Raw genomic sequence first — 22,947 nt, forward strand, 5'->3', positions numbered from 1 at the left:
AGGAGCCGACCATGTCCAGATCTCGGAGAGTCGTCGGCCGCCTCCTCGCGCCAGCCGCGGCCGTTGGGACGGCGGTGCTCGTCCTCGCCGGTTGCGCCCCGGCCCTCGACGGCTCCGGGGCCAGCGCGGGCCTGGGGTATTGCGCCCGCATGGTCACCAACTCCGGCGGCCTCGAGGACCGCTCGTTCAATCAGTCGAGCTGGGAGGGGCTCCAGGCGGCGCAAGCCGAGTATGGCATCGACGTCAACGCCATCGTCTCCACCTCGGAGACCGATCTGGCGCCGAACGTCCAGCAGGCGGTCGGCACCGGATGCCAGTTCATCCTCACGGTCGGCTGGGAGCTCGCGGATGCGACCCTGGACCAGGCGTCGAAGAACCCGGGGATCCACTTCTCGATCGTCGACGAGCTTGTCGACGCCCCGAACATCAAATCGATCGTCTTCGACACCGCTCAGGCCGCCTACCTGGCGGGTTACCTCGCGGCCGGCGTCTCGAAGTCGGGGAAGGTCGCGACTTTCGGCGGCGGCAACCAGCCGCCCGTCACCCTGTTCATGGATGGCTTCGTCGACGGCGTCGCGAAGTACAACGAGGTGCACGGCACGGCCGTGGTGGCACTGGGCTGGGACAAAGCAGCGCAGGACGGCACGTTCACCGGTGATTTCGAGGACATTGCCAAGGGCAAGACCTTCACGCAGGCGTTCATCGACCAAGGCGCCGACGTCATCCTGCCGGTTGCCGGACAGGTCGGCGAGGGTGCGGCTGCGGCCGCGATCGAGAACGAGGGTGTCTCCCTCGTCTGGGTCGACAACGACGGCTATGAGACTCTCCCCGCGGAGTTCCGGCCGATCGTGCTGACGAGTGTGCTCAAGAACACCCAGGATGCGGTGGTCGGCATCGTCGGGAACGATCTCGACGGCACATTCGACAATGCGCCATTCGTCGGAACGCTCGCGAATGGCGGCGTCGAGATCGCGCCATACCACGATCGGAGCTCACTCGTGTCGCCGGCACTGGCCGGTGAGATCGACGGGCTGCGCGAGGCGATCAAGGCCGGCGTCGTCGTTGTGACGTCGCCGAGCGCTCCTGGGTAGCGGGATCGTCGTTATCCCCGACCGGAACCCCTTTACCGTGCTCATGTGAGCACAACGTCGCGGATTCATAACCATTCGGCCGCAACGACACTTTGCTCGGATGAGCAAGGAAATATTCGGTAACGTGATTCGCACACAGGTCCCCGCACTCTGTCGGGGCAGCACCTTGGAGGTCACTTTGACTATCACGACTCGTAAGGTCGCGCTCAGCGGCCTTGCCATTCTCGGCGTAGCTGCCCTGCTCGCCGGCTGTGCGTCCGCACCCAAAGGCGGCGGCTCCTCCGGCGCAGCCGGCGCGGACTTTCTCCCCTGCATGGTCTCCGACTCCGGCGGGTTCGACGACAAGTCGTTCAACCAACTCGGCTATGAGGGACTCATCCAGGCTTCCGACGAACTCGGTATCAAGCCCGTCACGGTCCAGTCCGAAACAGAGACGGACTTCGCCCCGAACATCAGCAACCTTGTCGACCAGAACTGCAACCTGATCGTCACGGTAGGCTTCCTCCTGGCCCAGGCGACGGCAGAGGCCGCGGTGGCGAACCCCAACGTCAACTTCGCCATCATCGACGACCTTGCCGACATCGACGGCGATGGCAAGACCGACTCCTCGAACGTCAAGCCGATCCTGTTTAACACCGCGCAGGCCGCCTTCCTCGCCGGCTACTCGGCCGCAAGCTACTCGAAGACCGGCGTCGTCGGCACCTTCGGCGGCATCCCGATCCCGCCCGTGACGATCTTCATGGACGGCTTCGTCGACGGCGTCAAGTACTACAACGAGAAGAACGGCAAGAGTGTTCAGACCCTCGGCTGGGATGTCGCCACTCAGAACGGAGTCTTCACCGGTGGGTTCGCCCAGGGTGTCGAGGCCAAGACGGCGGCCCAGGGTCTCATCGATCAGAACGCCGACGTCATCCTGCCGGTCGGGGGCGCGATCTTCATCTCCGCAGGTGAGGCAATCCGGGACTCGGGGAAGGACATCGCCATGATCGGTGTCGACGCCGATCTGTACGAGACCTACCCGAACTTCAAGGATCTCTACCTCACCTCCGTCCTCAAGGGCATGAAGGTCGGCGTCTACACGGTCACCAAGGATGCCGCTGCCGGCAAGTTCAACGGCTCGCCCTACGTAGGCACGCTCGAGAACGAGGGTGTCGGCATCGCGCCGTTCCACGACCTCGAGTCCAAGGTCTCGCCCGGGCTCGCCGCTCAGCTCGAAGAGATCAAGGCTGGTATCATCGACGGTTCGATCACGGTCGAATCGCCGTCTTCGCCCAAGTAGCAGACGACCGTCAACTGTCGGGGAGGCCAGCGTCGAGCTGGCCTCCCCGAGTTCGTTCGGGTCGAGACGGGGGCTCGTAAGAGCGTTCTGTCTCAACAGGCCAAAAACTGATAGCCACTCAATAGAATCGGGAACATGAAGCTCGAACTTCGCGGCATCACGAAGAAATTCGGTGCCCTGGTCGCGAACGATCACATCGACCTCACTGTCGAGGCCGGCGAGATCCACTGTCTGCTCGGCGAGAACGGCGCGGGCAAATCCACCCTGATGAACGTGCTCTACGGACTGTATCAGGCCGATGAAGGCGAGATCCTTCTGGACGACGTCGTCCAGAACTTCGCCGGCCCCGGCGACGCCATGAACGCGGGAATCGGCATGGTGCACCAGCACTTCATGCTCATCCCCGTCTTCACCGTCGCGGAGAACGTCATGCTCGGCCACGAGTCGACGACGTTCGGCGGGCGCCTCGACCTCGCCGCGGCACGCGAGAAGGTCAGGGAGATCTCTGAACGCTTCGGTTTCCATGTCGACCCGGATGCGCTCATCGGCGAACTGCCCGTCGGCGTCCAGCAACGTGTCGAGATCATCAAGGCGCTCTCCCGCGACGCGAGGGTGCTCGTCTTCGACGAGCCGACGGCTGTGCTCACCCCGCAGGAGACCGACGAGCTCATGGGCATCATGCGGCAGTTGCGCGAATCGGGGACGTCGATCGTGTTCATCACCCACAAGCTGCGTGAGGTACGCGAGGTGGCGGACCGCATCACGGTCATCCGACTCGGAAAGGTCGTCGGAGAGGCCGCCCCGAGCGCTACCAACGCGGAGCTCGCCTCACTCATGGTGGGTCGCGCGGTCGAGCTCACCGTGCACAAGAACCCGCCACAGCTCGGCGACGAGGCACTCGTCGTCTCCAACCTCTCTGTCATCGATCACGTCGGCCAGCTCGTCGTCAACGACGTGAGCTTCGAGGTGCGTCGCGGCGAGATCCTCGCCGTCGCCGGGGTGCAGGGCAACGGTCAGACCGAGCTCACCGAGGCCATTCTCGGATTGCAGTCGCGCGTCACCGGGAGCATCGAGCTCGACGGTCGTGAGCTGCGCCACCTCAGCGTGCGCAAGATCCTCAACGCCGGGGTGGGTTTCATTCCTGAGGACCGGCAGGATGACGGCCTGGTCGGCGAGTTCACGATCGCCGAGAACCTGATGCTCGACCGTTCGGACCAGCCTCCCTTCGTCAAGGCCGGCAGCCTGCAGCTCGGCTACCTGAACGACTTCGCCGAGGCGAAGTCGAAGGAATTCGATGTGCGTTCGCAGGGCATCGGCACGAAAGTCGGGCGGTTGTCGGGCGGGAACCAGCAGAAGGTCGTGCTCGCCCGTGAGCTGAGCCGTGAGCTCCGCCTCTTCGTCGCCGCCCAGCCGACACGAGGAATCGACGTCGGGTCGATCGAGTTCGTGCACAAGCGCATCGTGGAGACCCGTGACGCTGGCGTTCCTGTGGTCGTCGTCTCGACCGAGCTCGATGAGGTCGTCGCGCTCGCCGACCGCATCATGGTCATGTACCGCGGCAAGGTCGTCGGGATCGTTCCTGGCACCACCCCCAGAGATGTTCTGGGCTTGATGATGGCCGGCGAGGTTCCGGCAGGGGAAGGAGCTGCCGCGTGAGCGACGGTCACGAGCCTTCGTCCGCTGTGCCCGAGGCGACGGACGGCCGGGTGGCAGGGGCGCCGCTCACCGATGCGGGACAGGCGGCTCGGTCCGCCGGTCAGGGAAACCGGGAACCCCGTTCCGACGATCCCTCCCGCTGGCACGGGGTCTTTCAGCAGATCGTGACCGGCAACGCGATCATGTCCGTCCTCGCCGTCGTGCTCGCGCTCGTCGTCGGCGCGATCATGATCGCGTTCACGAACGAGGAGGTGCAGAATGCCGCCGGCTACTTCTTCGCGCGTCCCGGTGACACCGTCGCGGCGATCTGGAATTCCGTCTCGGGTGCATATACCGCCCTCTTCCAAGGCGCGATCTACAATTTTCGTCGCCCCGATTTTCTCGACGCGATCAAGCCGCTCACCGAGACCCTCACCTTCGCAACACCGCTCATCGCCGCGGGTCTTGGCGTCGGGCTCGCCTTCCGCGTCGGCCTGTTCAATATCGGTGGACGCGGTCAGATGCTCATCGCCGTCGCGTGCACCGGCTGGGTGGGTTTCGCCGTCGACCTGCCCTGGGGCGTCCACATGGTCGTCGCGGTCGTCGCCGGGATCATCGGTGGCGCGCTGTGGGGTGGCATCGTCGGCCTGCTCAAAGCGCGTACAGGCGCGCACGAGGTGATCGTGACGATCATGCTCAACTACGTCGCCTTCTACCTCGTCTCTTTCATGCTGCGCACGCCCGGCCTGTTGCAGGCGCCGGGGCAGAACACACCCAAGTCGGCGCCGATGAAGGACACCGCCGTCTTCTTCGATCTGCTCGGCCCCCGGTACAACCTGCACTTCGGATTCGTCATCGTGATCGCTGCGACGATCTACGTGTGGTGGCTGCTCAACCGCTCAGCGCTCGGGTTCCGCTTCCGCGCGGTCGGCGAGAACCCGAATGCCGCCCGCGTCGCTGGCATCAACGTCAAGAACATGTACGTCTACGCCATGCTCATCTCCGGTGGTCTCGTCGGTCTCGCGGGCGTCAACCAGGTGCTCGGAACGGTCACGACAGGCTTCGCGGCCGGCATCGACGCCGGAATCGGCTTCGACGCCATCACGGTCGCCCTGCTCGGGCGCTCCAGGCCATGGGGTGTCTTCGTCGCCGGCATTCTGTTCGGCGCGTTCAAGGCCGGAGGATTCAGCATGCAGGCCGCCGAGGGCGTGCCGATCGACATCGTGCTCGTCGTGCAGTCGCTCATCGTGCTCTTCATCGCCGCGCCGCCGCTCGTGCGCGCGATCTTCCGATTGCCTGCCCCCGGAACCGCCCCGCGAAGGCAGCGACCGATCGTGACGAAGGAGGTGACGGCGAGGTGACGACCACAACTCAGCCCGGGATTCCGGACCCCGGTCCCGTCGTGCTCGACACCACCGTCGTCAAGAGCTGGAAAGCGCCGATCGCCTACGCGGCGTTCACCATCATCGCCTTCGTGCTCTTCGTCATCGTCGGGCGGGAGGAGACCGAGAGCGGCTTCCGGCTCTCGACCGACTCAGATTTCTTCCAGCTGCCCGTCGTCGCGGCGCCGACGCAGCTCACGTGCACTCTCGTCACCGTGCTGCTCGCCGTCATCACGATCTGGAGCGCCGTGCTGGTGCGATCGAGCAGACGGGTGCCGCTGTGGCTCACGGTGGTCTTCGCGGCGTCGTTGCTCTTCGGCTTCCTCACCTGGGCTGCCGCTGGAGGAGTCATCCCGGTCACCGGCCTGCTGTTCGGCTCGCTCGGGCTTGCTGTTCCGCTCATCTTCGGAGCGCTCGGCGGTGTCATCTCGGAGCGTGTCGGCGTCGTCAACGTCGCGATCGAGGGGCAGTTCCTCGCCGGGGCGTTCACCTCAGCGCTCGTCGCGTCGATCACGGGCTCCCCCTACGTCGGTCTTGTCGCGGCGATGGTCGCCGGCGTCCTCGTCTCTTTCGTACTCGCCGCGTTCGCGATCAAGTACCTCGTGGACCAGGTGATCGTCGGTGTCGTTCTCAACGTGCTCGTCACCGGCCTCACGAGCTTCCTCTACTCGCAGGTGCTCACCCCGCATGCCCAAATGCTCAACTCGCCACCGCGATTCGATCGTGTCAACATCCCCCTGCTGAGCGAGATCCCGATCATCGGCCCCGTGTTCTTCCGGCAGACGATCATCGTCTACATCGTGTACGTATCGATCTTCGTCGTCTATTTCGCTCTCTTCCACACGAAGTGGGGCTTGCGCCTCCGTTCGGTCGGCGAGCACCCGCAGGCCGCCGACACCGTCGGCATCAACGTGAATCGCACGCGTTTCTGGAACGTCGCCCTCGCAGGCGCGATCGCCGGACTCGGAGGCTCGTACTTCACGCTCGGTGCCGTCGGCGGCTTCAACAAGGAGATGACAGCCGGTTACGGCTTCATCGCCCTTGCCGCGGTCATCTTCGGTCGGTGGGATCCGATCAAGGCGACCCTCGCGGCGCTGCTCTTCGGCTTCGCCACGAACCTGCAGAACGTGCTCGGCATCATCGGCTCTCCGGTTCCGAGCGAGTTCATGCTCATGCTGCCGTATCTGGTCACGATCTTCGCGGTCGCTGGCCTGGTCGGGCGGGTGCGCGGGCCGGCGGCATCCGGCAAACCCTATATCAAGGGATGACCATGGCCGACGACATGATCGAGCCGCTCTCGGGCGACATCGACTGGGGCGTGCTGCGCGAGGCCGCCACCGAGGCGATGGGCAAGGCCTACGTGCCATACTCGAGGTTCCCCGTCGGCTGCGCCGCGCTCGTCACCGACGGCCGCGTGATCGTCGGCTGCAACGTCGAGAACGCGTCGTACGGCGTGACGCTCTGCGCGGAGTGCGGACTCGTCTCCACCCTGTTCCTCTCGGGCGGTGGGCAGCTCGTGGCATTCACGTGCGTCGACGGTCATGGCAATATCCTCATGCCGTGCGGTCGCTGTCGGCAGCTGCTCTCTGAGCATGCCGTGCCGGGGATGCTGCTCGAGACGGTTTCCGGCATCCGAACGATAGAAGAGGTATTGCCCGACGCGTTCGGACCTCGACAGCTCACAGAATACGGAGACGAGTGACACATGGCCGCCCTCGAGGCCTTCGATGCAGTAGACCTGATCCACGTCAAACGCGATCGCGGTGAGCTGAGCACCGAGCAGATCGGCTGGCTGGTCGACGCCTACACGCGCGGCTATGTCGCGGACGAGCAGATGTCGGCCATGACCATGGCGATATTTCTCAACGGCATGACCCGACGCGAGATCCGCGATCTGACCATGGCGATGATCGCGAGCGGCGAGCGGATGAGCTTCGCCGGCCTCGGCAAGCCTACGACCGACAAGCACTCGACCGGCGGCGTCGGAGACAAGATCACCCTCCCGCTCATGCCCCTCGTCGCCGTCTTCGGTGCCGCCGTCCCACAGCTCTCCGGCCGCGGCCTCGGTCACACGGGAGGAACCCTCGACAAGCTCGAATCCATTCCCGGATGGCGTGCGAACCTCTCCAACGAGGAGATGTTCGCGCAACTCCGCGATCACGGTGGAGTCATCTGCGCGGCGGGCAGCGGGCTCGCCCCGGCCGATGGCAAGCTCTATGCGCTGCGTGACATCACGGGGACGGTCGAGGCGATTCCTCTCATCGCCTCGTCGATCATGTCGAAGAAGATCGCAGAGGGCACCGGCGCCCTCGTGCTCGACGTGAAGTTCGGCTCGGGTGCCTTCCTCAAGGACATCGAGAAGTCGCGGGAACTCGCCCGCACCATGGTCGGCCTCGGAGAGGACGCCGGAGTCGCCACCTCGGCGCTGCTCACCAATATGAACGTTCCGCTCGGCCTCGCCATCGGCAACGCCAACGAGGTGCGCGAGTCGGTCGAGGTGCTCGCCGGCGGTGGGCCAGCCGACGTCGTCGAACTCACGGTGGCGCTGGCGCGTGAGATGCTCGCCCTCGTCGGCCAGGTCGACGTGGACGTCGAGGCGGCGTTGAGAGACGGTCGCGCGATGGACAAATGGAGGGACGTCATTCGCGCCCAGGGCGGCGATCCGGATGCGCCTCTGCCCGTCGCCCGAGAGACGCACACGGTGCTCGCGGATCGTGACGGCGTGCTCGTCGAACAGCAGGCGCTCCCGTTCGGCATCGGCGCCTGGCGTCTCGGCGCCGGACGCGCTCGCAAGCAGGACCCGGTGCGGCATGCGGCCGGAATCGATCTGCATGCCAAGCCAGGGGACACCGTGGTGAAAGGTCAGCCGCTGTTCACCCTCAGCGCCGACGAGCCTGAGCGATTTCCGAGGGCGCTCGAAGCTGTCGAGGGCGCTTGGCGTGTCGGCGCTCCGGGCGAGCCCGTGCAGGACGGTGGCCCGCTCATCGTGGAGCGCATCGGCCGCTGAGGGGTCGCCGCCGTCGGCCTGACGCCGACTGCGCTTCTCGGCCCGACGAATGAGCACTCGCGGTCGTCTCGACGCGCTGGCGAAGGCTTGCTGCGAATTCGCAGAGACGAGTCGCGGCATCCGCCACTAGGTTTGAGATGTGAACACGCCTCAGACGGAGTACCTGCTCGCGGGCGGCGGCACGAGCATCAACGCGCTGCCCAAGATCTCACTGCATGACCATCTCGACGGAGGCTTGCGTCCGCAGACGATCGTCGAGCTCGCAGACGGGATCGGCCTCGACCTGCCGGAGACGGATGCCATCGCGCTCGGGGCCTGGTTCGCCGAGCAGTCCAACTCTGGTTCTCTCGTCGAGTACCTCAAGACCTTCGACGTGACGACCGCAGTCATGCAGACCACGGAGGGTCTCGAGCGCGTCGCCCGTGAATTCGTTCAGGATCTCGCCGCCGACGGCGTGATCTACGGCGAGATACGGTGGGCGCCCGAACAGCATCTGAGCAGAGGCCTCACACTCGACCAGACGGTCGAGGCCGTGCAAGACGGCATCGAGGCCGGAATCGACGACGTGCGGGCATCCGGTCGGCAGATCAAGATCGGCCAACTCGTCACCGCGATGCGTCACGCGAACCGCGGACTCGAGATCGCCGAGCTCGCCGTGCGGCACCGGAACCTGGGCGTCGTCGGCTTCGACATCGCCGGGGCCGAGTTCGGCTTCCCTGCCCGCAACCACCTCGCTGCCTTCGACTTCCTCGCCAAGGAGTTCCTGCCCGTCACGGTGCATGCAGGCGAGGCCGACGGCATCGAGAGCATCCGCGGTGCTCTGTTCGACGGGCGCGCGCTCCGTCTCGGCCACGGCATTCGCATCGCCGAGGACATCGTCATCGAGCGGGAGGACGACGAGAACACCTATGTGACGCTCGGCCCCGTCGCCCAGTGGATTCGAGATCGCGAGATCGCGCTCGAGACGAGTCCGTCATCGAACCTGCAGACCGGTGCGATCGCCGCCTGGGGAGACGAGCTCGTCGACCACCCGTTCGACCTGCTCTACCAGCTGGGGTTCCGAGTCACCGTCAACACCGACAACCGACTCATGAGCGACACCAGCCTGAGCCGGGAGCTTGCCCTGCTGAGCGATGCGTTCGGCTACGACCTCGGTGACTTCGAGGCCTTCCAACTCAATGCGGCCGCCTCCACCTTCCTCGCGCTCGAGGAGCGCGAGGAGCTGGCCGACATCATCTCTGCGGGCTTCGAAGAGGTCTGACCCCCGCGGGGTCGAGGCCTGACGATCGACTTAGCCCCGACCCATCACGAGAAAGACACGGATGACCCTTCCGCCCTTGCCAGACACCGCCATCGACATCAAGGCCCACGCGGTGGATTGGCGTGCCGCCGTCGAGTTGAGCGGTGCCGCCCTGCGTCGGTCCGGGGCCACGGGCGCAGGCTATACGCAGCGGATGGTGCGGATGATCGACGAGTTCGGCGCCTATATCGTGATCGCCCCGGGGCTCGCGCTCGTTCATGCGCGGCCGGGACCCGATGTGCTGGCCGATGGCCTGAGCGTCGTGATCCTCGCCGAGCCGGTGGTGTTCGGGCATCCGCACAACGACCCGGTGAGCGTCGTGATCGGTCTTGCGGTGACGAGTGCGGACGAGCACGTGCACTCGGTCGCCGAGCTCGCCAACGTGTTCAACGACGAGAGTGTCATCCCCGCCATCGCCGCGGCGACCGATGCCGCGCAGGTGCGCGAGATCCTGGGCGTGGCCGGGTGAAGGTCGTCGCCATCTGCGGGGCGGGAATCGGGACATCGGTGATTCTCCAGGTGAACGCCGAGCGTGCTCTGCGGCGACTGGACATCGAGGCGAGCGTGACCGCGTCGAACATCGCGAATGTGCAGCAGGCTGCGGCGGACGCGCAGGTGATCCTCACTTCTCCCGAACTGGTCGAGCGAATCGGGAAGACCAACGCGGACGTCGTCGTGATCCTGAACTACCTCGACATGCAGGAGATCACCGAGAAGCTCGAAGCGGCGCTCGGCCGGTAACGTCGGACGGCCGCCGGGCGGCTCACTCGCTCCCGATGAGCTTCCTCATGCCTGCCTCGAGCTGCGAGACCGTGGCTATGGCAGCGGCTTTGCGCTCGGCAATGGATCCCGTCGCCGATGAAGCGTCGATGTAGATCTTGAGTTTTGGTTCGGTGCCGCTCGGTCGCACCATCACGCGCGCACCGTCATCGAGCCGGATGCGCAGGACATCGCTCGGCGGGAGGCTGCCGAAACCATCGCTGAGGTCCTCGATCCTGTCGACGCGAAGGCCGCCGATCTCGGCGGGAGGATCTGCGCGCAACGCCGCCATGATCGTCGTGATCCTGGCGAGGTCGGTGACGCGCACCGAGATCTGACTGGAGGCGAAGTGCCCGAACGTCTCACTGAAACGGTCCAGGTGCTCGGCGACGGAACTGCCGTTCGCCTTGAGCTCGCTCGCAAGCGAGAGGAACGCGACGGCGGCCGAGATGCCGTCCTTGTCGCGCACCGTCTCGGGGTTGACGAGGTAGCCGAGAGCTTCCTCGTAGCCGTAGATGAGTCCGGGAGCCCGGGAAACCCATTTGAAGCCCGTGAGCGTGTCCGAGAACTCGAGGCCGTAGGCCGTCGCCACCGCCTCGAGAGCTGGGGAGGACACGATCGAACAGGCGAGCGTGCCGCTCGGGCCGCCGTCGCCGGGCTGCTGAGCTGCCTGCTCGGCGGCACGCCAGCCGAGCAGGGCGCCGACCTCGTTGCCGCTCAGCCGACGAAAGCCGTCCGTGCTCGCGGCATCGGGGATCGCGACTGCGAGCCGGTCGGCGTCGGGATCGTTCGCGATGACGAGCTCCGCACCGACCGCGCGTGCCGCGGCGAAAGCGAGGTCCATCGCACCCGGTTCCTCGGGGTTGGGGAACGCGACCGTCGGGAAGGCTGGGTCCGGGTCGATCTGCGCACTCACAAGGTGGGGGTCATCGAAGCCGGCGATCCTGAAGACGCGCTGCGCGGTCTGCCATCCGACGCCGTGCATCGCCGTGTACACGACCTCGACATGCGAGCGGGGGGCGGAGGCCACGGCGGCCGTCGCAGCCACGTACGCCTCGATCACGGCCTCGTCGGCCGTCTCGTAGGAGCCGCGAGGAAGCTCGAGGACATCGAGTTCGGCGGCGACGCGCAGGATCTCCTCGGCGATCTCGGCATCGGCAGGTGGAACGATCTGAGAGCCCTCGTCGCGGCCGCCGAGATAGACCTTGTACCCGTTGTCGTCCGGCGGATTGTGCGAGGCCGTGACCATGACTCCGGCGCTCGTGCCGAGGTGGCGGACCGCGAAGGCGAGCACGGGGGTGGGCAGCAGCCGGGGGAGGAGGGTCGCGCGCACCCCGGCACCGGCCATGAGCTCGGCGGTGTCCGTGGCGAAGACGCGCGAGTTCTTGCGTCCGTCGTAGCCGATGACGACGGATGGTGCGGTGCCGGGAACCGCGCGGGCGACCAGGTAGGCGGCAAGGCCCGCTGCGGCCTGGGAGACGAGCACCCGGTTCATCCGGTTGGAGCCGGCGGCGATCTGGCCGCGCAGGCCGGCCGTGCCGAACGCGAGACGCTCGTCGAAGCGGTCGTGCAACTCGGCGACGGCGTCTTCGGAGCCGGCACCGGCCTCGTCGATGAGCTGCTGTAGCTCCGCTCGGGTCTCGGCGTCCGGATCCTGGGCGAGCCAGGCCAGGGCCTCGGCGACGACGCCAGCGGCCGAAGCGTCGGTAGGGTTCACAGTTCGGCCACGATCCGTGCGAGCAGCGCGCTGATCGCCGGCCCGGCGGCCTGACCGGCCTCGATGACCTCGTTGTGGCTGAGTGGCGTCTTCTGGATGCCGGCGGCGAGGTTCGTCACGAGGGACATGCCGAGGATCTCCATGCCTGTCTGTCGAGCGGCGATCGCCTCGAGCGCGGTCGACATGCCCACAAGGTGCCCGCCGATCGCCTTCGCCATCTGCACCTCGGCGGGGGTCTCATAGTGCGGGCCGCGGAACTGGCAGTAGACGCCCTCGTCCAGGCCTGGGTCGATCGAGCGGGCGAGGTCGCGCAGGCGCTTCGAATACAGGTCGGTGAGGTCGACGAACGTCGCACCCTCGAGCGGGGAGTCCGCGGTGAGATTGATGTGGTCGCTGATGAGCACAGGGGTTCCCGCCTTCCAGTGCTCCTTGATGCCGCCGGCGCCGTTCGTGAGGATCATGGTCTTCGCACCCGTCGCTGCGGCGGTGCGAACACTGTGCACCACGCGGCGCACGCCGTGACCCTCGTAGTAGTGTGTGCGGGCGCCGATGACGAGGGCTCGCTTGCCGTTCGGCAGGAGCACCGAACGCAGGGTCCCGACATGCCCATCGACCGCCGGCTTGCTGAAACCGATGATCTCGGTCGCCGCGACGGTGGCCGTCGTCTCGCCGATGAGGTCGGCGGCCTTGCCCCAGCCACTGCCGAGGGTCAATGCGACATCGTGGCGTTCGACGCCGGTCTTCTCCGCGACCTGCTCCGCAGCGGTCCGTGCGACCTCGAACGGGTCGGTTTCCGACAGGTCAAGCGGATTCGTCTCAGACATGAGACCACTCTAACGATCGGCGATCCCTGTTCGACGGCCACGCTCGTTTTGCCGGTGAGAGAACCGCTACGCCAGAATATGAGCATGTCCTACGAGTTCGAGCGCAAACAGAGAATCGCCGTACTCGGGGGCGGCCCCGGCGGGTACGAGGCGGCGCTCTCCGGCGCCCAGCTCGGTGCGGAGGTCACGCTCGTCGAACGGGTTGGCGTCGGAGGCTCGGCCGTGCTGACCGACGTGGTGCCTTCGAAGTCGTTGATCGCGACCGCCGAGGCGAGCAATTCCATCAAGGAGGCCGCCGACCTCGGGGTGCAGTTCTACCTCCGAGGTGAGTCGGGCAAGCCCGTGCGACCCGATGTCGCGATCAATCTCGCCGCCGTCAACAAGCGCCTGCTCGGCCTGGCTCACCAGCAATCCGAGGACATGAGAGCGAACCTCCTGCGTGCCGGAGTTCGGCTTGTGCAGGGTGAGGGACGCCTCGACGGCACGAGCGGCGTCATCGTGTCGACCGCACCAGGGGGCTCCGGAACGGACTTCGACCGCATCGACGCCGACACCATCGTCGTCTCCGTCGGCGCGAGTCCACGCGTGCTGGCGTCCGCCGCGCCCGATGGGGAGCGGATCCTCACCTGGACCCAGCTGTACGATCTGCAGTCGGTGCCCGAACATCTCATCGTCGTCGGATCTGGCGTGACCGGTGCCGAGTTCGCATCCGCCTATCGCGCCCTCGGCGCCGAGGTGACGCTGATCTCCAGCCGTGACCAGGTGCTCCCCGGTGAGGACGCCGACGCCGCCCGCGTGATCGAGAACGTCTTCACCCGCAACGGCATGACGGTTCTCTCCACCTCGCGCGCAGACTCCGTCGTGCGCACCGCGTCCGGCGTCACCGCGACTCTGTCCGACGGGCGGGAGGTCGAGGGGAGCCACTGTCTCATGGCGGTCGGGTCGATCCCGAACACGGCGGGCATCGGCCTCGAAGAGGCGGGAGTGCAGCTCAGCGAGAGCGGGCACATCCGGGTCAACCGGGTCGCGCGCACCTCTATGCCGAACATTTACGCTGCGGGGGACTGCACGACGTTCCTGCCGCTCGCCTCGGTCGCCTCGATGCAGGGCCGCACCGCCGTTTTCCACGCGATGGGCGACATCGTCAGCCCGCCGGAGAGGCGCAACATCACCTCGAACATCTTCACGCAGCCCGAGATCGCCACCGTCGGTTGGAGCCAGAAACAGATCGAGGAGGGCATCGCGCAGGGCGACATCTACAAGCTTCCGCTCGCCTCCAATCCGCGCGCGAAGATGATGGGCATCAAGGACGGCTTCGTGAAGCTCTTCGCCCGCACCGGCTCTGGCACCGTCATCGGCGGCGTCATCGTCGCCCCGAAGGCGAGCGAGCTGATCTTCCCGCTCGCGCTCGCCGTCGAGCACCGGCTCACTGTTGACCAGGTCGCTGAGGCCTTCTCCGTGTACCCGTCGCTGACCGGCTCCATCTCGGATGCCGCGAGGGCGATGCACATCGTCCTGTAGCTCGTCACCCCTCCGACCGCGCCGCGATCACTCTCTCGCTATGCGAAGGCGCTCTCACCCGTCACCCTGCGCCCGATAAGGAGCGCCTGGATGCTCTCCGTGCCCTCATAGGTGTGCACGGCCTCCATATCGACGAGGTGCCGGATAACGTGGTTCTCGAGCAGGATGCCGTTGGCACCCATCATGTCGCGGGCGATCGACGCCACGGCGCGGGCTTTGCGGGTGCAGGTGTACTTCGCCATCGAGGCCATCACGGGGTCGAGCTCTCCGCGGGTGTCCAGTGTGGCCAGGTGCATGCAGTGCAACTGCATCGACGTGACATCCGACAGCATCTGGGTCAGGCGTTCCTGAACCATCTGCGACTGTGCGAGCGGACGGCCGAACTGAATACGCTGCTGCGCGTAGTTGAGCGCCGCCTCGTAGCAGGCGATGGCGTGTCCGAGCGCAGACCAGGCGACGCCGAGGCGCGTCGCATAGAGCACGCGCGAGGTGTCCTTGAAACTGTTGGCGCCGGGCAGAACGTTGTCGAGCGGCACGCGAACGTCGTCGAAGGTGATGCGGGTCTGGTGCACCGAGCGCAGGGCGACCTTGCCGGTGATGAGCTCGGCGCTGTAGCCGGGCGTGTCCTGCGGAACGAAGAACGCCCGAACCTCGCCCTCTGGCACACGCGCCCAGACGATCGTCAGGTCGCCGTTCAGGCCGTGGCCGATCCACTTCTTCGTGCCGTTGATCACCCAGGAGTCGCCGTCCCGCACCGCGGTCGTCTCCAGCGCGACCGAGTCGGAGCCGTGGCCCGGCTCGGTGAGGGCGAAAGCGGTTATCACCTCGGCGCGTTCGACGGGGACGAGCCACCTCTCCTTCTGCTCCTGGCTCGCGTGCAGTGCGATCGTGCGCAGGGCGAGTCCACCCTGGATGGCGATGATCGTGCCGAGCGAGCCGTCACCGCGGGAGACCTCCATGGTCACCAGTCCCGCGGCCAGTGGCGAGAGCGTGCGCAGGCCGGGTCCCTCGACGCCGTCATTGAGCAAACCGAGCTCGCCCATGCGCCGCACGCGCGAGAAGGGGTACTCGGCGTCCTCCCACGCCTCGTTGATCGTTGGCCAGATCTCATCGACGAAGCCGCGCGCGCGTCGCCAGGCCTCACGGTCCTCGGCGGGGACGTCGGCGAACACCCGGTAGAAGTCGGTGTCGAGCGGCTGGGATACGTCGTAGTCCTGAATCACTGTGATCCTCCCCGTTGGTGACGGCTCTGCGGTGACGCAGGCTCAGCGCTCATGACGCTCAGCCTGAAAGTGCCCGAAGGACGTTCCGGATGGCGACGTCGCCAGGGCATACCAAGTCTTCCGCACGGAGACGGGCGTGTCGAATCAGGGGGCGAGCGGCGGCGCGTCCCTCAGCCGGTGATGGTGAGCAGCAGGTGGCCGGATGACACGGTCGAGCCGACCTCGGCGTTCACGCCGCCGACACGGCCGTCCTTGTGCGCGGTGAGAGGCTGCTCCATCTTCATGGCCTCGAGGACGAGGATGAGATCCCCCTTGACGACCTGGTCGCCCTCGGCGACCGCGAGCTTGACGACGGTCGCCTGCATGGGTGCCTTGACGGCGTCGCCGGTGGAGGTGTCGATGGCGTGGCTGTTGCTCCGGCGGCGTGGTGCGGGACCGGCCGTCTGGTCGGATGCCGTCCCGGGGATCAGCCGGGCCGGCATGCTGACCTCGATGCGTCGGCCCTCGACCTCGACGACGACGTTGTGGCGCTGCTGTGGCTTCGTCGCCTCCTCGGCGGTACCGCTCCAGGGCTCGATCGTGTTGACGTACTCGGTCTCGATCCAGCGGGTGTAGATCGAGAACGGCTCGCCGTTCACGGGGGCGAAGGCCGGATCGCGCACGATGTCGCGATGGAACGGGAGCACGGTCGGAAGGCCGGCGACCTCGAACTCGTCGAGGGCGCGGCGTGAGCGTTCCAAAGCCTCCTCGCGCGTCGCTCCGGTGACGATGAGCTTGGCGAGAAGCGAATCGAAAGCGCCGGAGATCACATCCCCGGCCTGCACGCCGCTGTCGACCCGTACCCCGGGGCCGCCCGACGGTTTGAAGACGTGGACGGGACCGGGCGCAGGCATGAAGTTGCGACCGGCGTCCTCGCCGTTGATGCGGAACTCGAAGGAGTGCCCCTGCGCGACCGGGTCGTCGTAGTCGAGCACCCCCCCCTCTGCGAGCCGGAACTGTTCGCGAACGAGGTCGATGCCGGTGATCTCCTCGGAAACGGGGTGTTCGACCTGCAGCCGGGTGTTGACCTCGAGGAAGGACACCGTACCGTCTTTGCCGATGAGGAACTCACAGGTGCCTGCGCCGAGGTAGCCGACCTCCTTGAGGATGGCCTTGGACGCCCGGTAGAGCTCGGTGTTCTGCTCGTCGGTCAGGAATGGAGCCGGAGCCTCCTCGACGAGCTTCTGGTGGCGGCGCTGCAGCGAACAGTCGCGCGTCGAGACGACGACGACGTTGCCGTGGGCGTCCGCGAGGCACTGGGTCTCGACGTGTCGTGGCTGGTCGAGGTACTTCTCGACGAAGCACTCTCCTCGTCCGAACGCCGCGATCGCCTCGCGCGTCGCCGAGTCGAAGAGCTCGGCCACCTCATCGCGCTCCCGCGCGACCTTGAGACCTCGACCGCCGCCGCCGAACGCCGCCTTGATGGCGACGGGCAGGCCGTGCTGGTCGACGAAGGCGAGCACTTCGGCCGCATCCGAGACGGGGTTCAGTGTTCCCGGGGCGAGCGGCGCACCGACCTTCTCGGCAACGTGCCGCGCGGAGACCTTGTCGCCGAGCTGCTCGATCGCCTCGGGGCTCGGCCCGATCCACACGAGACCTGCGGCGATGACCGCTCTCGCGAAGTCCGCGTTCTCGGCGAGGAAGCCGTAGCCAGGGTGCACGGCATCCGCCCCGGCACGGCGTGCGACCGAGAGTAGCTTGTCGATGACGAGGTAGCTTTCCGCGCTCGTCGAGCCGTCGAGCCCGTAGGCCTCGTCGGCGAGGCGTGCGTGCGGGGCATCCCGGTCCTGATCGGCGTATACGGCGACCGAGAGGATTCCGCTGTCGCGAGCCGCCCGGATGACGCGGACGGCGATTTCGCCTCGATTGGCGACGAGAACCTTGGTTATGCGCGGCATAGTTCCTTAGCCTATTGCCCTGCCTCGCCTGACCTTTGGCCGGTGTCCACAAAAATGCCCGGCAGGTCCTGCGGATCTCGACAACACCCTCGCCTCGACCGGTTCAGCCGCGATTCCACAAGGCAGGCCAGTCGATGCCGAGTTCGCGCACCAGGTCGCGCAGCGTCGAGAGGGAGAGGCCGACGACGGTGCTTGGATCGCCGTCGACCGAGCGTATGAACGGTCCGCCGAGGCTGTCGATCGTGAATGCGCCGGCGACCTCGAGTGGCTCCCCGCTCGCGACGTACGCGTCGATCTCGGCATCGTCGGGATCCGCGAAACTCACGACGGCGACCGCATTCGCCCCGACGGCCCGACCCGGTCGGCCACCGCGGTGGTCGATGAGCCAATGGCCAGACCAGAGCTGACCGCTGCGGCCACGTTGCCGCCGCCACCGTTCGCGGGCCGCCTCGGGGAGGTGCGGCTTGCCGTAGATCGTGCCGTCGAAGAGGAAGGCCGAGTCCCCGCCCAGGATGAGGCCGTCGATCGGTGCGCCGTCGTGCGGTTTCCCGGCCACGGCCTCGGCTTTCGCACGGGCCAGCAGACCGACCATCCTCGGAGCGTCCAGTGGCCCGTGCTCGGCCTCGACGGCCGAGACGAGGGAGTCCTCGTCGACGTGCGGTGGGACGGCGAGGGGCTCGACGCCCGCTGCACGCAGGGTGGCGAGTCGGGCGGGCGACGTGGAGGCCAGGTAGAGGCGCATGCGGCTCCTTCGTGCGACGTCGGTCGCGGTGTGGGATGCTCTGACGATGGGCACGAGCAGCACACGCGAATCCGGCGTCGGCGTCACCGAGGTCGAACTGGACGTCACCAACGTAGCCCACGGCGGCGTCTTCGTCGCCCGCCACGACGGTCGTGTCGTGTTCGTCGGCGACACTCTGCCGGGAGAGCGCGTGCGCGCCCGCATCACCGACGACGGGCACAAGAGCTTCTGGCGCGCCGAGACCGTCGAAGTGCTCGAGGCCGCGCCGGAACGCCGGCCGCACGTCTGGTCCGAGGCATCCGTGGACCGTGCGCCGTCCGAGCGCGCGGGCGGAGCAGAGTTCGGCCACATCCGTCTGGAGCATCAGCGCGAACTGAAGCGACAAGTGCTGGCCGACGCTCTGCAGCGGATGGCCGGAGTCGAGACCGACGTGACGGTCGAAGCCGTCGCGCCGCCAGCCGGCGCCACCGGAGTTGCCGAAGCGGATGGGACCTGCTGGCGCACACGTGTGCGTCTGCAGGTGGCCGACGACGGCTCGATCGGCCCGTACGCGTCTCGCACGCATCGCGTCGTGGATGTCGGGTCGCTACCCCTTGCGACCGTGAGGATCGGGGAGGTCGCGCCGTTGACGCGGCGTTTTCCCGGGGCCGCGCACGTCGACGTCATAGCCCCCAGTGCAGACTCCGCCCGCGTTCTCGTTGTGGAGCGGGACGGCAAGGGGCGGCCGAAGCCCGCTCGGCACGGTGTCATCCACGAGACCGTCGCCGGCCGCACGTTCCGGCTCGAGACCGGTGGGTTCTGGCAGGTGCACGCGCGGGCAGCGGAGACGTTGTACCATGCCGTCCAAGACATGATCGACGAGGGCGACTTCGATCCCCGCGCGTCGAACCTTGACCTTTACGGCGGTGTCGGCCTGCTCGCGGTCGCCGTCGGCGACCGGTTCGGCGAGACCGTGCGGATCACGACGGTCGAGAGCGATGCGCGAGCGACCGAGCACGCCACCGAGAACCTTGCCGAGTGGATCGGTGCGAACGCGCTGACCGATCGGGTAGACCGCTATCTCCAGCACGTCACGCGTGAGGCGGGAGCAGCGGAAAGGCGCAGCTTCGAGGCGGCGACCGTCGTGCTCGACCCCCCGCGCGCCGGCGCCGGGCGCGCCGTCGTCGACCGGCTCGCCGCCGTCGGCCCGCGTCAGCTCGTCTATGTAGCCTGCGACCCCGTCGCGCTCGCCCGTGACGTCGGGCTGCTTCGAGAGCACGGCTACGAGCTTCGTGAACTGCGCGCATTCGATCTGTTCCCCAATACACACCACCTCGAAGCGGTCGCGCGGCTCACCCGCTGACTATCGTTGTCTGTGCAGCGCTTGAGAAAAGGATGAATGTGACTCGGAAGACTTCAGAGCACTCGATGACGGATGCTGTGTCAGTGAGCGTTGCGATCGTCGACGACCACGAATCGGTACGACTCGGCCTCCAGGCCGCCTGTCAAGAGGCCGGCTACGAGGTCGTTCTGACAGCCGCCACTACGCAAGAGCTCGTCGACGGACTCGCCGGACGATCGTGCGACGTCGTCGTTCTCGATCTCTCGCTCGGTGACGGCTCACGCGTCACCGACAACGTGAAGCTCGCGCAGGGCACGGGAGCCGCGGTTCTCGTCCACAGCATCGCCGATCGCGTCGCGAGCGTACGCGAGTCTCTCGCCGCCGGTGCGGCGGGCGTCATCCCGAAATCGTCGCCGACAACGACCGTCATGGCGGCGATCGCGACGGTCGCCCGTGGCGAGGTGCTCAACAACCTCGAATGGGCTACAGCCATCGACGCCGACCGCGACTTCGCGAAGGCTCAGCTGGGGCGTCGCGAACGCGATGTGCTGCATCTCTATGCGTCGGGACTGCCGCTGAAGCTGGTCGCGATGCAGCTCGGGATCGCGCACTCGACCGCTCGCGAGTATCTCGATCGTATCCGGGTCAAATACGTCGAGGTCGGCCGTCCGGCGCCGACCAAGGTCGACCTGCTCCGCCGTGCGGTCGAGGATGGCATCCTGCCCGGTCTCGACCAGGACGGCGGGGATGACCGCGGCTAGCGGTTCTCAGAACCAGGAGCCTGTCAGCACCCGGGAGACGGGACGACTCGGCGGGAGCCGACGCGAGAGCCGAGTGCTCTTGAGCGATGCGGCTCAGCCCCGCAACCCGATCAGCACCGCACAGATCGAGACTGTCGCCTCGCGCTCCGTCGGGATCTTCGGCGTCGTCTTCGGGCTGCAGACGCTGTCGCCCATGTTCAGCCAACTGAACAACCTCCACCCGACGTGGGCGGACGGCATGAACATCGCCGTGTTCGGCGGTATCGTCGTCGTGGCCCTCGCCACGATGATCAAGGTACTCGTGCGCGCGACCACCGCGATGTTCGCCATCGTCTATCTCCTCGCGCTCATAGCCTGGCCGTTCGCGGTGGTTGACGTTACCGCCTTCGCCAATGAGAAGCCCTGGCTCTGGTATCTCTGCACCGTCGCCACAGCGTGCGCGGCGATCGCCTTCAGACTGCTCCTGGCCTCCGTCTACACGATTGTCGTACCCCTCGTGTACGGCATCCTGCGCACTCTGCCGGCCGGAGGGAACGTCGACCTCGCATTGGCCTCCCTCGATGCCGTCTATGCGATCATCCTCGGTGAGGTCGTGCTCATCATCATCACGATGCTGCGCCAGGCGGCGCTCGCGGTCGATGTCGCTCAGTCGGCGGCTCTCCGCAGGTACGCGGTCGCCGTTCGCCAGCATGCGACGGAGGTCGAGCGAGTGCAGGTCGACTCGATCGTGCACGACAGCGTGCTCACGACACTTCTCTCGGCGGCCAGTGCCCGCACGCCGCAAGAGAAGGAACTCGCCGCAAGCATGGCGCACGATGCGATCGACCGCCTGGACGCCGCGGGTGCCATCGCCCCCGGTGACGAACGGATCGTGACGCTCGGCCGGCTCGGGCGGCGTATCCGCGCGGCAGCCGAGGCGTTCTCGGCACCGTTCGCGATCGTGACCAGGAACGTCGAGGAGCACAGCCTACCCATCCAGGCCGCAGAGGCCATCTACTCTGCGACCGTGCAGGCGATGGTCAACAGCATGCAGCACGCTGGCGGAGAGGAGATGCACGTGAACCGTACGCTCACGCTGAGCGGCACCGACGGCGGTGGGTGCACGGTCGTGATCGCCGATACGGGCGCGGGCTTCGACGAGCATCGGATACCGACGGGCCGGCTCGGGCTCCGCGTGTCGATCCATGAGCGAGTCGCGAACGCGGGCGGGACCGTGCGGGTGCACTCCCGGGTCGGAGAGGGGACCAGGATCGTGATCGTCTGGCCGGTGGCCTCGAACGCGCCCGATCCGGTGGTGAGCCGGCTGAGCAACGACGAGAAGCCCGTGCTCGGTTTCGACGATCAGCAGGAGAACGAAGAAGAGGCCGGCACATGATAACGGTGCCACGCATGCTCATCCTCAGCCTTGCCGCGCTCTTCTCGGCGTATCACGTGGTGCTCGGCGTCTACTCTCTCGACGTCCCGGTGTCTCGCTGGCCCCCGATCGCGGCGATGCTCCTCTATGCCGTCGCCACCGTCATCAGCCTGTGGCCGACGAGTCCCACTCGGATGCCTGCCTGGCTGGCCGCATTCAACCTCGCGGTCTGCGTGGCATTGCCATTGCTGGTCACGAGCCAGCTCGACGGTGGAGCAGCCGACAACGGTTACGCCACCTGGTACGTAGCCGCAGTCGGCACGCTCATGACCATCACGGCCACCAGGCGTCGCCAGACCGTCGCCTGGATCGGCGTCGGATTCCTCGTGGTTCAGACGATCGTATGGGCTGGTCCGTTCGCACTCGGTAACATCGGCGTCGTCGGAAGCGTCGTGTGGGTCGGGATCGCGCACATGCTGGCGCGAGCGTTGGCCAAGGCAGGCAGGGACACCCGGCAGTTCGCGGTCGCGGAGCGGGAGGCGACCGAGTGGCAGGCCGCTCAGGACGCCCACCTCTACGAAAGGCGGTTCCGGCTCGCGCAGACGAATCGGATCGCCGCGCCCATGCTGCGACGTATCGTCGATCGTGGTGGCGACCTCACAGACGAGCAGCGCCTGGAATGCCGCTACCTCGAGGCGGCCATCCGCGACGAGATCCGTGGACGCATGCTGCTCAACGATGCGGTGCGCGATCGTGTCCGGGCGGCGCGCAACCGTGGCACCGTCGTGACCTTGCTCGACGAGGGCGGTATCGACGATCTGGACGAGGAGGAGCGGGAGCGTGTGCTCAATCATCTCGCCGAAGCCATCGGCGGCTCCACGGCGGACAAGATCATCGCGAGGACCGTCTCGGATGGCTCGGCCACCGCGGTCACGGTCGTCGGTTTGAGCCAGGGCGGTGATGGGAGCGCGAGTGCGCTCGGTCAGGAATCCCTCGACGACGAGGTGGATCTGTGGCTGGAGATCCCGCGCAAGACGTGTGACGCCTAGCTAGCGTTCGAGAAGTCGCAAGCCGGCGAAGACCGATACAGAATG

Annotated in this window: 20 protein-coding genes; 15 read left to right on the plus strand and 5 right to left on the minus strand. The window is 66.8% G+C overall.

Annotated features, from left to right (window positions below):
- The first annotated feature begins 11 nt into the window (after positions 1-11).
- The 10 genes from ACFQB0_RS01315 to ACFQB0_RS01360 all read left to right on the plus strand — a co-directional run bounded on the left by ACFQB0_RS01315 (position 12) and on the right by ACFQB0_RS01360 (position 10,435).
- Positions 12-1,091 carry a BMP family lipoprotein gene (locus ACFQB0_RS01315; RefSeq protein WP_386726595.1) on the plus strand — a complete coding sequence of 360 codons (1,080 nt, stop codon included), beginning with the start codon at positions 12-14 and terminating at the stop codon, positions 1,089-1,091.
- Between the two features lie 178 nt (positions 1,092-1,269).
- Positions 1,270-2,370, plus strand: a complete 1,101-nt coding sequence (locus ACFQB0_RS01320) for a BMP family lipoprotein (protein ID WP_386726596.1) — start codon at positions 1,270-1,272, stop codon at positions 2,368-2,370.
- Positions 2,371-2,505: 135 nt separating this feature from the next.
- Complete coding sequence (locus ACFQB0_RS01325) at positions 2,506-4,026, plus strand: ABC transporter ATP-binding protein (protein ID WP_386726599.1); 1,521 nt, start codon at positions 2,506-2,508, stop codon at positions 4,024-4,026.
- Positions 4,023-5,366, plus strand: a complete 1,344-nt coding sequence (locus tag ACFQB0_RS01330) for an ABC transporter permease (RefSeq protein ID WP_386726602.1) — start codon at positions 4,023-4,025, stop codon at positions 5,364-5,366. Before ACFQB0_RS01325 ends, ACFQB0_RS01330 begins: the two co-directional genes overlap by 4 nt.
- Complete coding sequence (locus ACFQB0_RS01335; RefSeq protein WP_386726605.1) at positions 5,363-6,655, plus strand: ABC transporter permease; 1,293 nt, start codon at positions 5,363-5,365, stop codon at positions 6,653-6,655. Before ACFQB0_RS01330 ends, ACFQB0_RS01335 begins: the two co-directional genes overlap by 4 nt.
- Before the next feature lie 2 nt (positions 6,656-6,657).
- Positions 6,658-7,089, plus strand: a complete 432-nt coding sequence (locus ACFQB0_RS01340; RefSeq protein WP_386726607.1) for a cytidine deaminase — start codon at positions 6,658-6,660, stop codon at positions 7,087-7,089.
- A gap of 3 nt (positions 7,090-7,092) precedes the next feature.
- A complete protein-coding gene (locus ACFQB0_RS01345) occupies positions 7,093-8,394 on the plus strand; it encodes a thymidine phosphorylase (RefSeq protein WP_386726609.1) in 1,302 nt (433 codons plus the stop codon).
- 139 nt (positions 8,395-8,533) lie between these two features.
- Complete coding sequence (locus ACFQB0_RS01350) at positions 8,534-9,655, plus strand: adenosine deaminase (RefSeq protein ID WP_386726612.1); 1,122 nt, start codon at positions 8,534-8,536, stop codon at positions 9,653-9,655.
- Positions 9,656-9,716: 61 nt separating this feature from the next.
- Positions 9,717-10,163 carry a PTS sugar transporter subunit IIA gene (locus ACFQB0_RS01355; protein WP_386726614.1) on the plus strand — a complete coding sequence of 149 codons (447 nt, stop codon included), beginning with the start codon at positions 9,717-9,719 and terminating at the stop codon, positions 10,161-10,163.
- Complete coding sequence (locus tag ACFQB0_RS01360) at positions 10,160-10,435, plus strand: PTS sugar transporter subunit IIB (RefSeq protein ID WP_386726616.1); 276 nt, start codon at positions 10,160-10,162, stop codon at positions 10,433-10,435. The genes ACFQB0_RS01355 and ACFQB0_RS01360 overlap by 4 nt, the downstream gene beginning before the upstream one ends.
- Positions 10,436-10,457: 22 nt before the next feature.
- Here ACFQB0_RS01360 and ACFQB0_RS01365 read toward each other — a convergent pair whose 3' ends face one another.
- Together ACFQB0_RS01365 and ACFQB0_RS01370 are read right to left on the minus strand one after the other, a co-directional pair.
- On the minus strand, positions 10,458-12,170 hold the full coding sequence (locus tag ACFQB0_RS01365) for a phospho-sugar mutase (protein ID WP_386726618.1): 1,713 nt from the start codon (positions 12,168-12,170) through the stop codon (positions 10,458-10,460).
- On the minus strand, positions 12,167-12,994 hold the full coding sequence (locus ACFQB0_RS01370; protein ID WP_386726620.1) for a purine-nucleoside phosphorylase: 828 nt from the start codon (positions 12,992-12,994) through the stop codon (positions 12,167-12,169). Before ACFQB0_RS01370 ends, ACFQB0_RS01365 begins: the two co-directional genes overlap by 4 nt.
- A gap of 84 nt (positions 12,995-13,078) precedes the next feature.
- Between ACFQB0_RS01370 and ACFQB0_RS01375 the strand changes: the two genes are divergently transcribed.
- The gene (locus tag ACFQB0_RS01375; RefSeq protein WP_386726623.1) at positions 13,079-14,515 is read left to right on the plus strand and encodes an NAD(P)H-quinone dehydrogenase; all 1,437 of its coding nucleotides are present in this window, start codon (positions 13,079-13,081) and stop codon (positions 14,513-14,515) included.
- A 38-nt stretch (positions 14,516-14,553) separates the two neighbouring features.
- Here the strand turns inward: ACFQB0_RS01375 and ACFQB0_RS01380 are convergent, their stop codons facing one another.
- From ACFQB0_RS01380 to ACFQB0_RS01390, 3 genes are all read right to left on the minus strand, one after another.
- A complete protein-coding gene (locus tag ACFQB0_RS01380; RefSeq protein WP_386726626.1) occupies positions 14,554-15,738 on the minus strand; it encodes an acyl-CoA dehydrogenase family protein in 1,185 nt (394 codons plus the stop codon).
- A 170-nt stretch (positions 15,739-15,908) separates the two neighbouring features.
- Positions 15,909-17,675, minus strand: a complete 1,767-nt coding sequence (locus ACFQB0_RS01385; protein WP_386726628.1) for an acetyl/propionyl/methylcrotonyl-CoA carboxylase subunit alpha — start codon at positions 17,673-17,675, stop codon at positions 15,909-15,911.
- A gap of 103 nt (positions 17,676-17,778) precedes the next feature.
- Positions 17,779-18,417 carry a Maf family protein gene (locus ACFQB0_RS01390; RefSeq protein ID WP_386726630.1) on the minus strand — a complete coding sequence of 213 codons (639 nt, stop codon included), beginning with the start codon at positions 18,415-18,417 and terminating at the stop codon, positions 17,779-17,781.
- A gap of 46 nt (positions 18,418-18,463) precedes the next feature.
- Between ACFQB0_RS01390 and ACFQB0_RS01395 the strand changes: the two genes are divergently transcribed.
- From ACFQB0_RS01395 to ACFQB0_RS01410, 4 genes are all read left to right on the plus strand, one after another.
- Entirely contained in the window at positions 18,464-19,759 is a 1,296-nt protein-coding gene (locus ACFQB0_RS01395; RefSeq protein ID WP_386729584.1) for a class I SAM-dependent RNA methyltransferase, read from the plus strand.
- 65 nt (positions 19,760-19,824) lie between these two features.
- On the plus strand, positions 19,825-20,499 hold the full coding sequence (locus ACFQB0_RS01400) for a response regulator transcription factor (protein WP_386729587.1): 675 nt from the start codon (positions 19,825-19,827) through the stop codon (positions 20,497-20,499).
- Positions 20,486-21,874, plus strand: a complete 1,389-nt coding sequence (locus ACFQB0_RS01405) for a sensor histidine kinase (RefSeq protein ID WP_386726633.1) — start codon at positions 20,486-20,488, stop codon at positions 21,872-21,874. Before ACFQB0_RS01400 ends, ACFQB0_RS01405 begins: the two co-directional genes overlap by 14 nt.
- Complete coding sequence (locus ACFQB0_RS01410) at positions 21,871-22,902, plus strand: hypothetical protein (RefSeq protein ID WP_386726635.1); 1,032 nt, start codon at positions 21,871-21,873, stop codon at positions 22,900-22,902. Before ACFQB0_RS01405 ends, ACFQB0_RS01410 begins: the two co-directional genes overlap by 4 nt.
- Positions 22,903-22,947: the final 45 nt, after the last annotated feature.

The organism is Luethyella okanaganae (assembly GCF_042660285.1).
GTDB lineage: Bacteria > Actinomycetota > Actinomycetes > Actinomycetales > Microbacteriaceae > Luethyella > Luethyella okanaganae.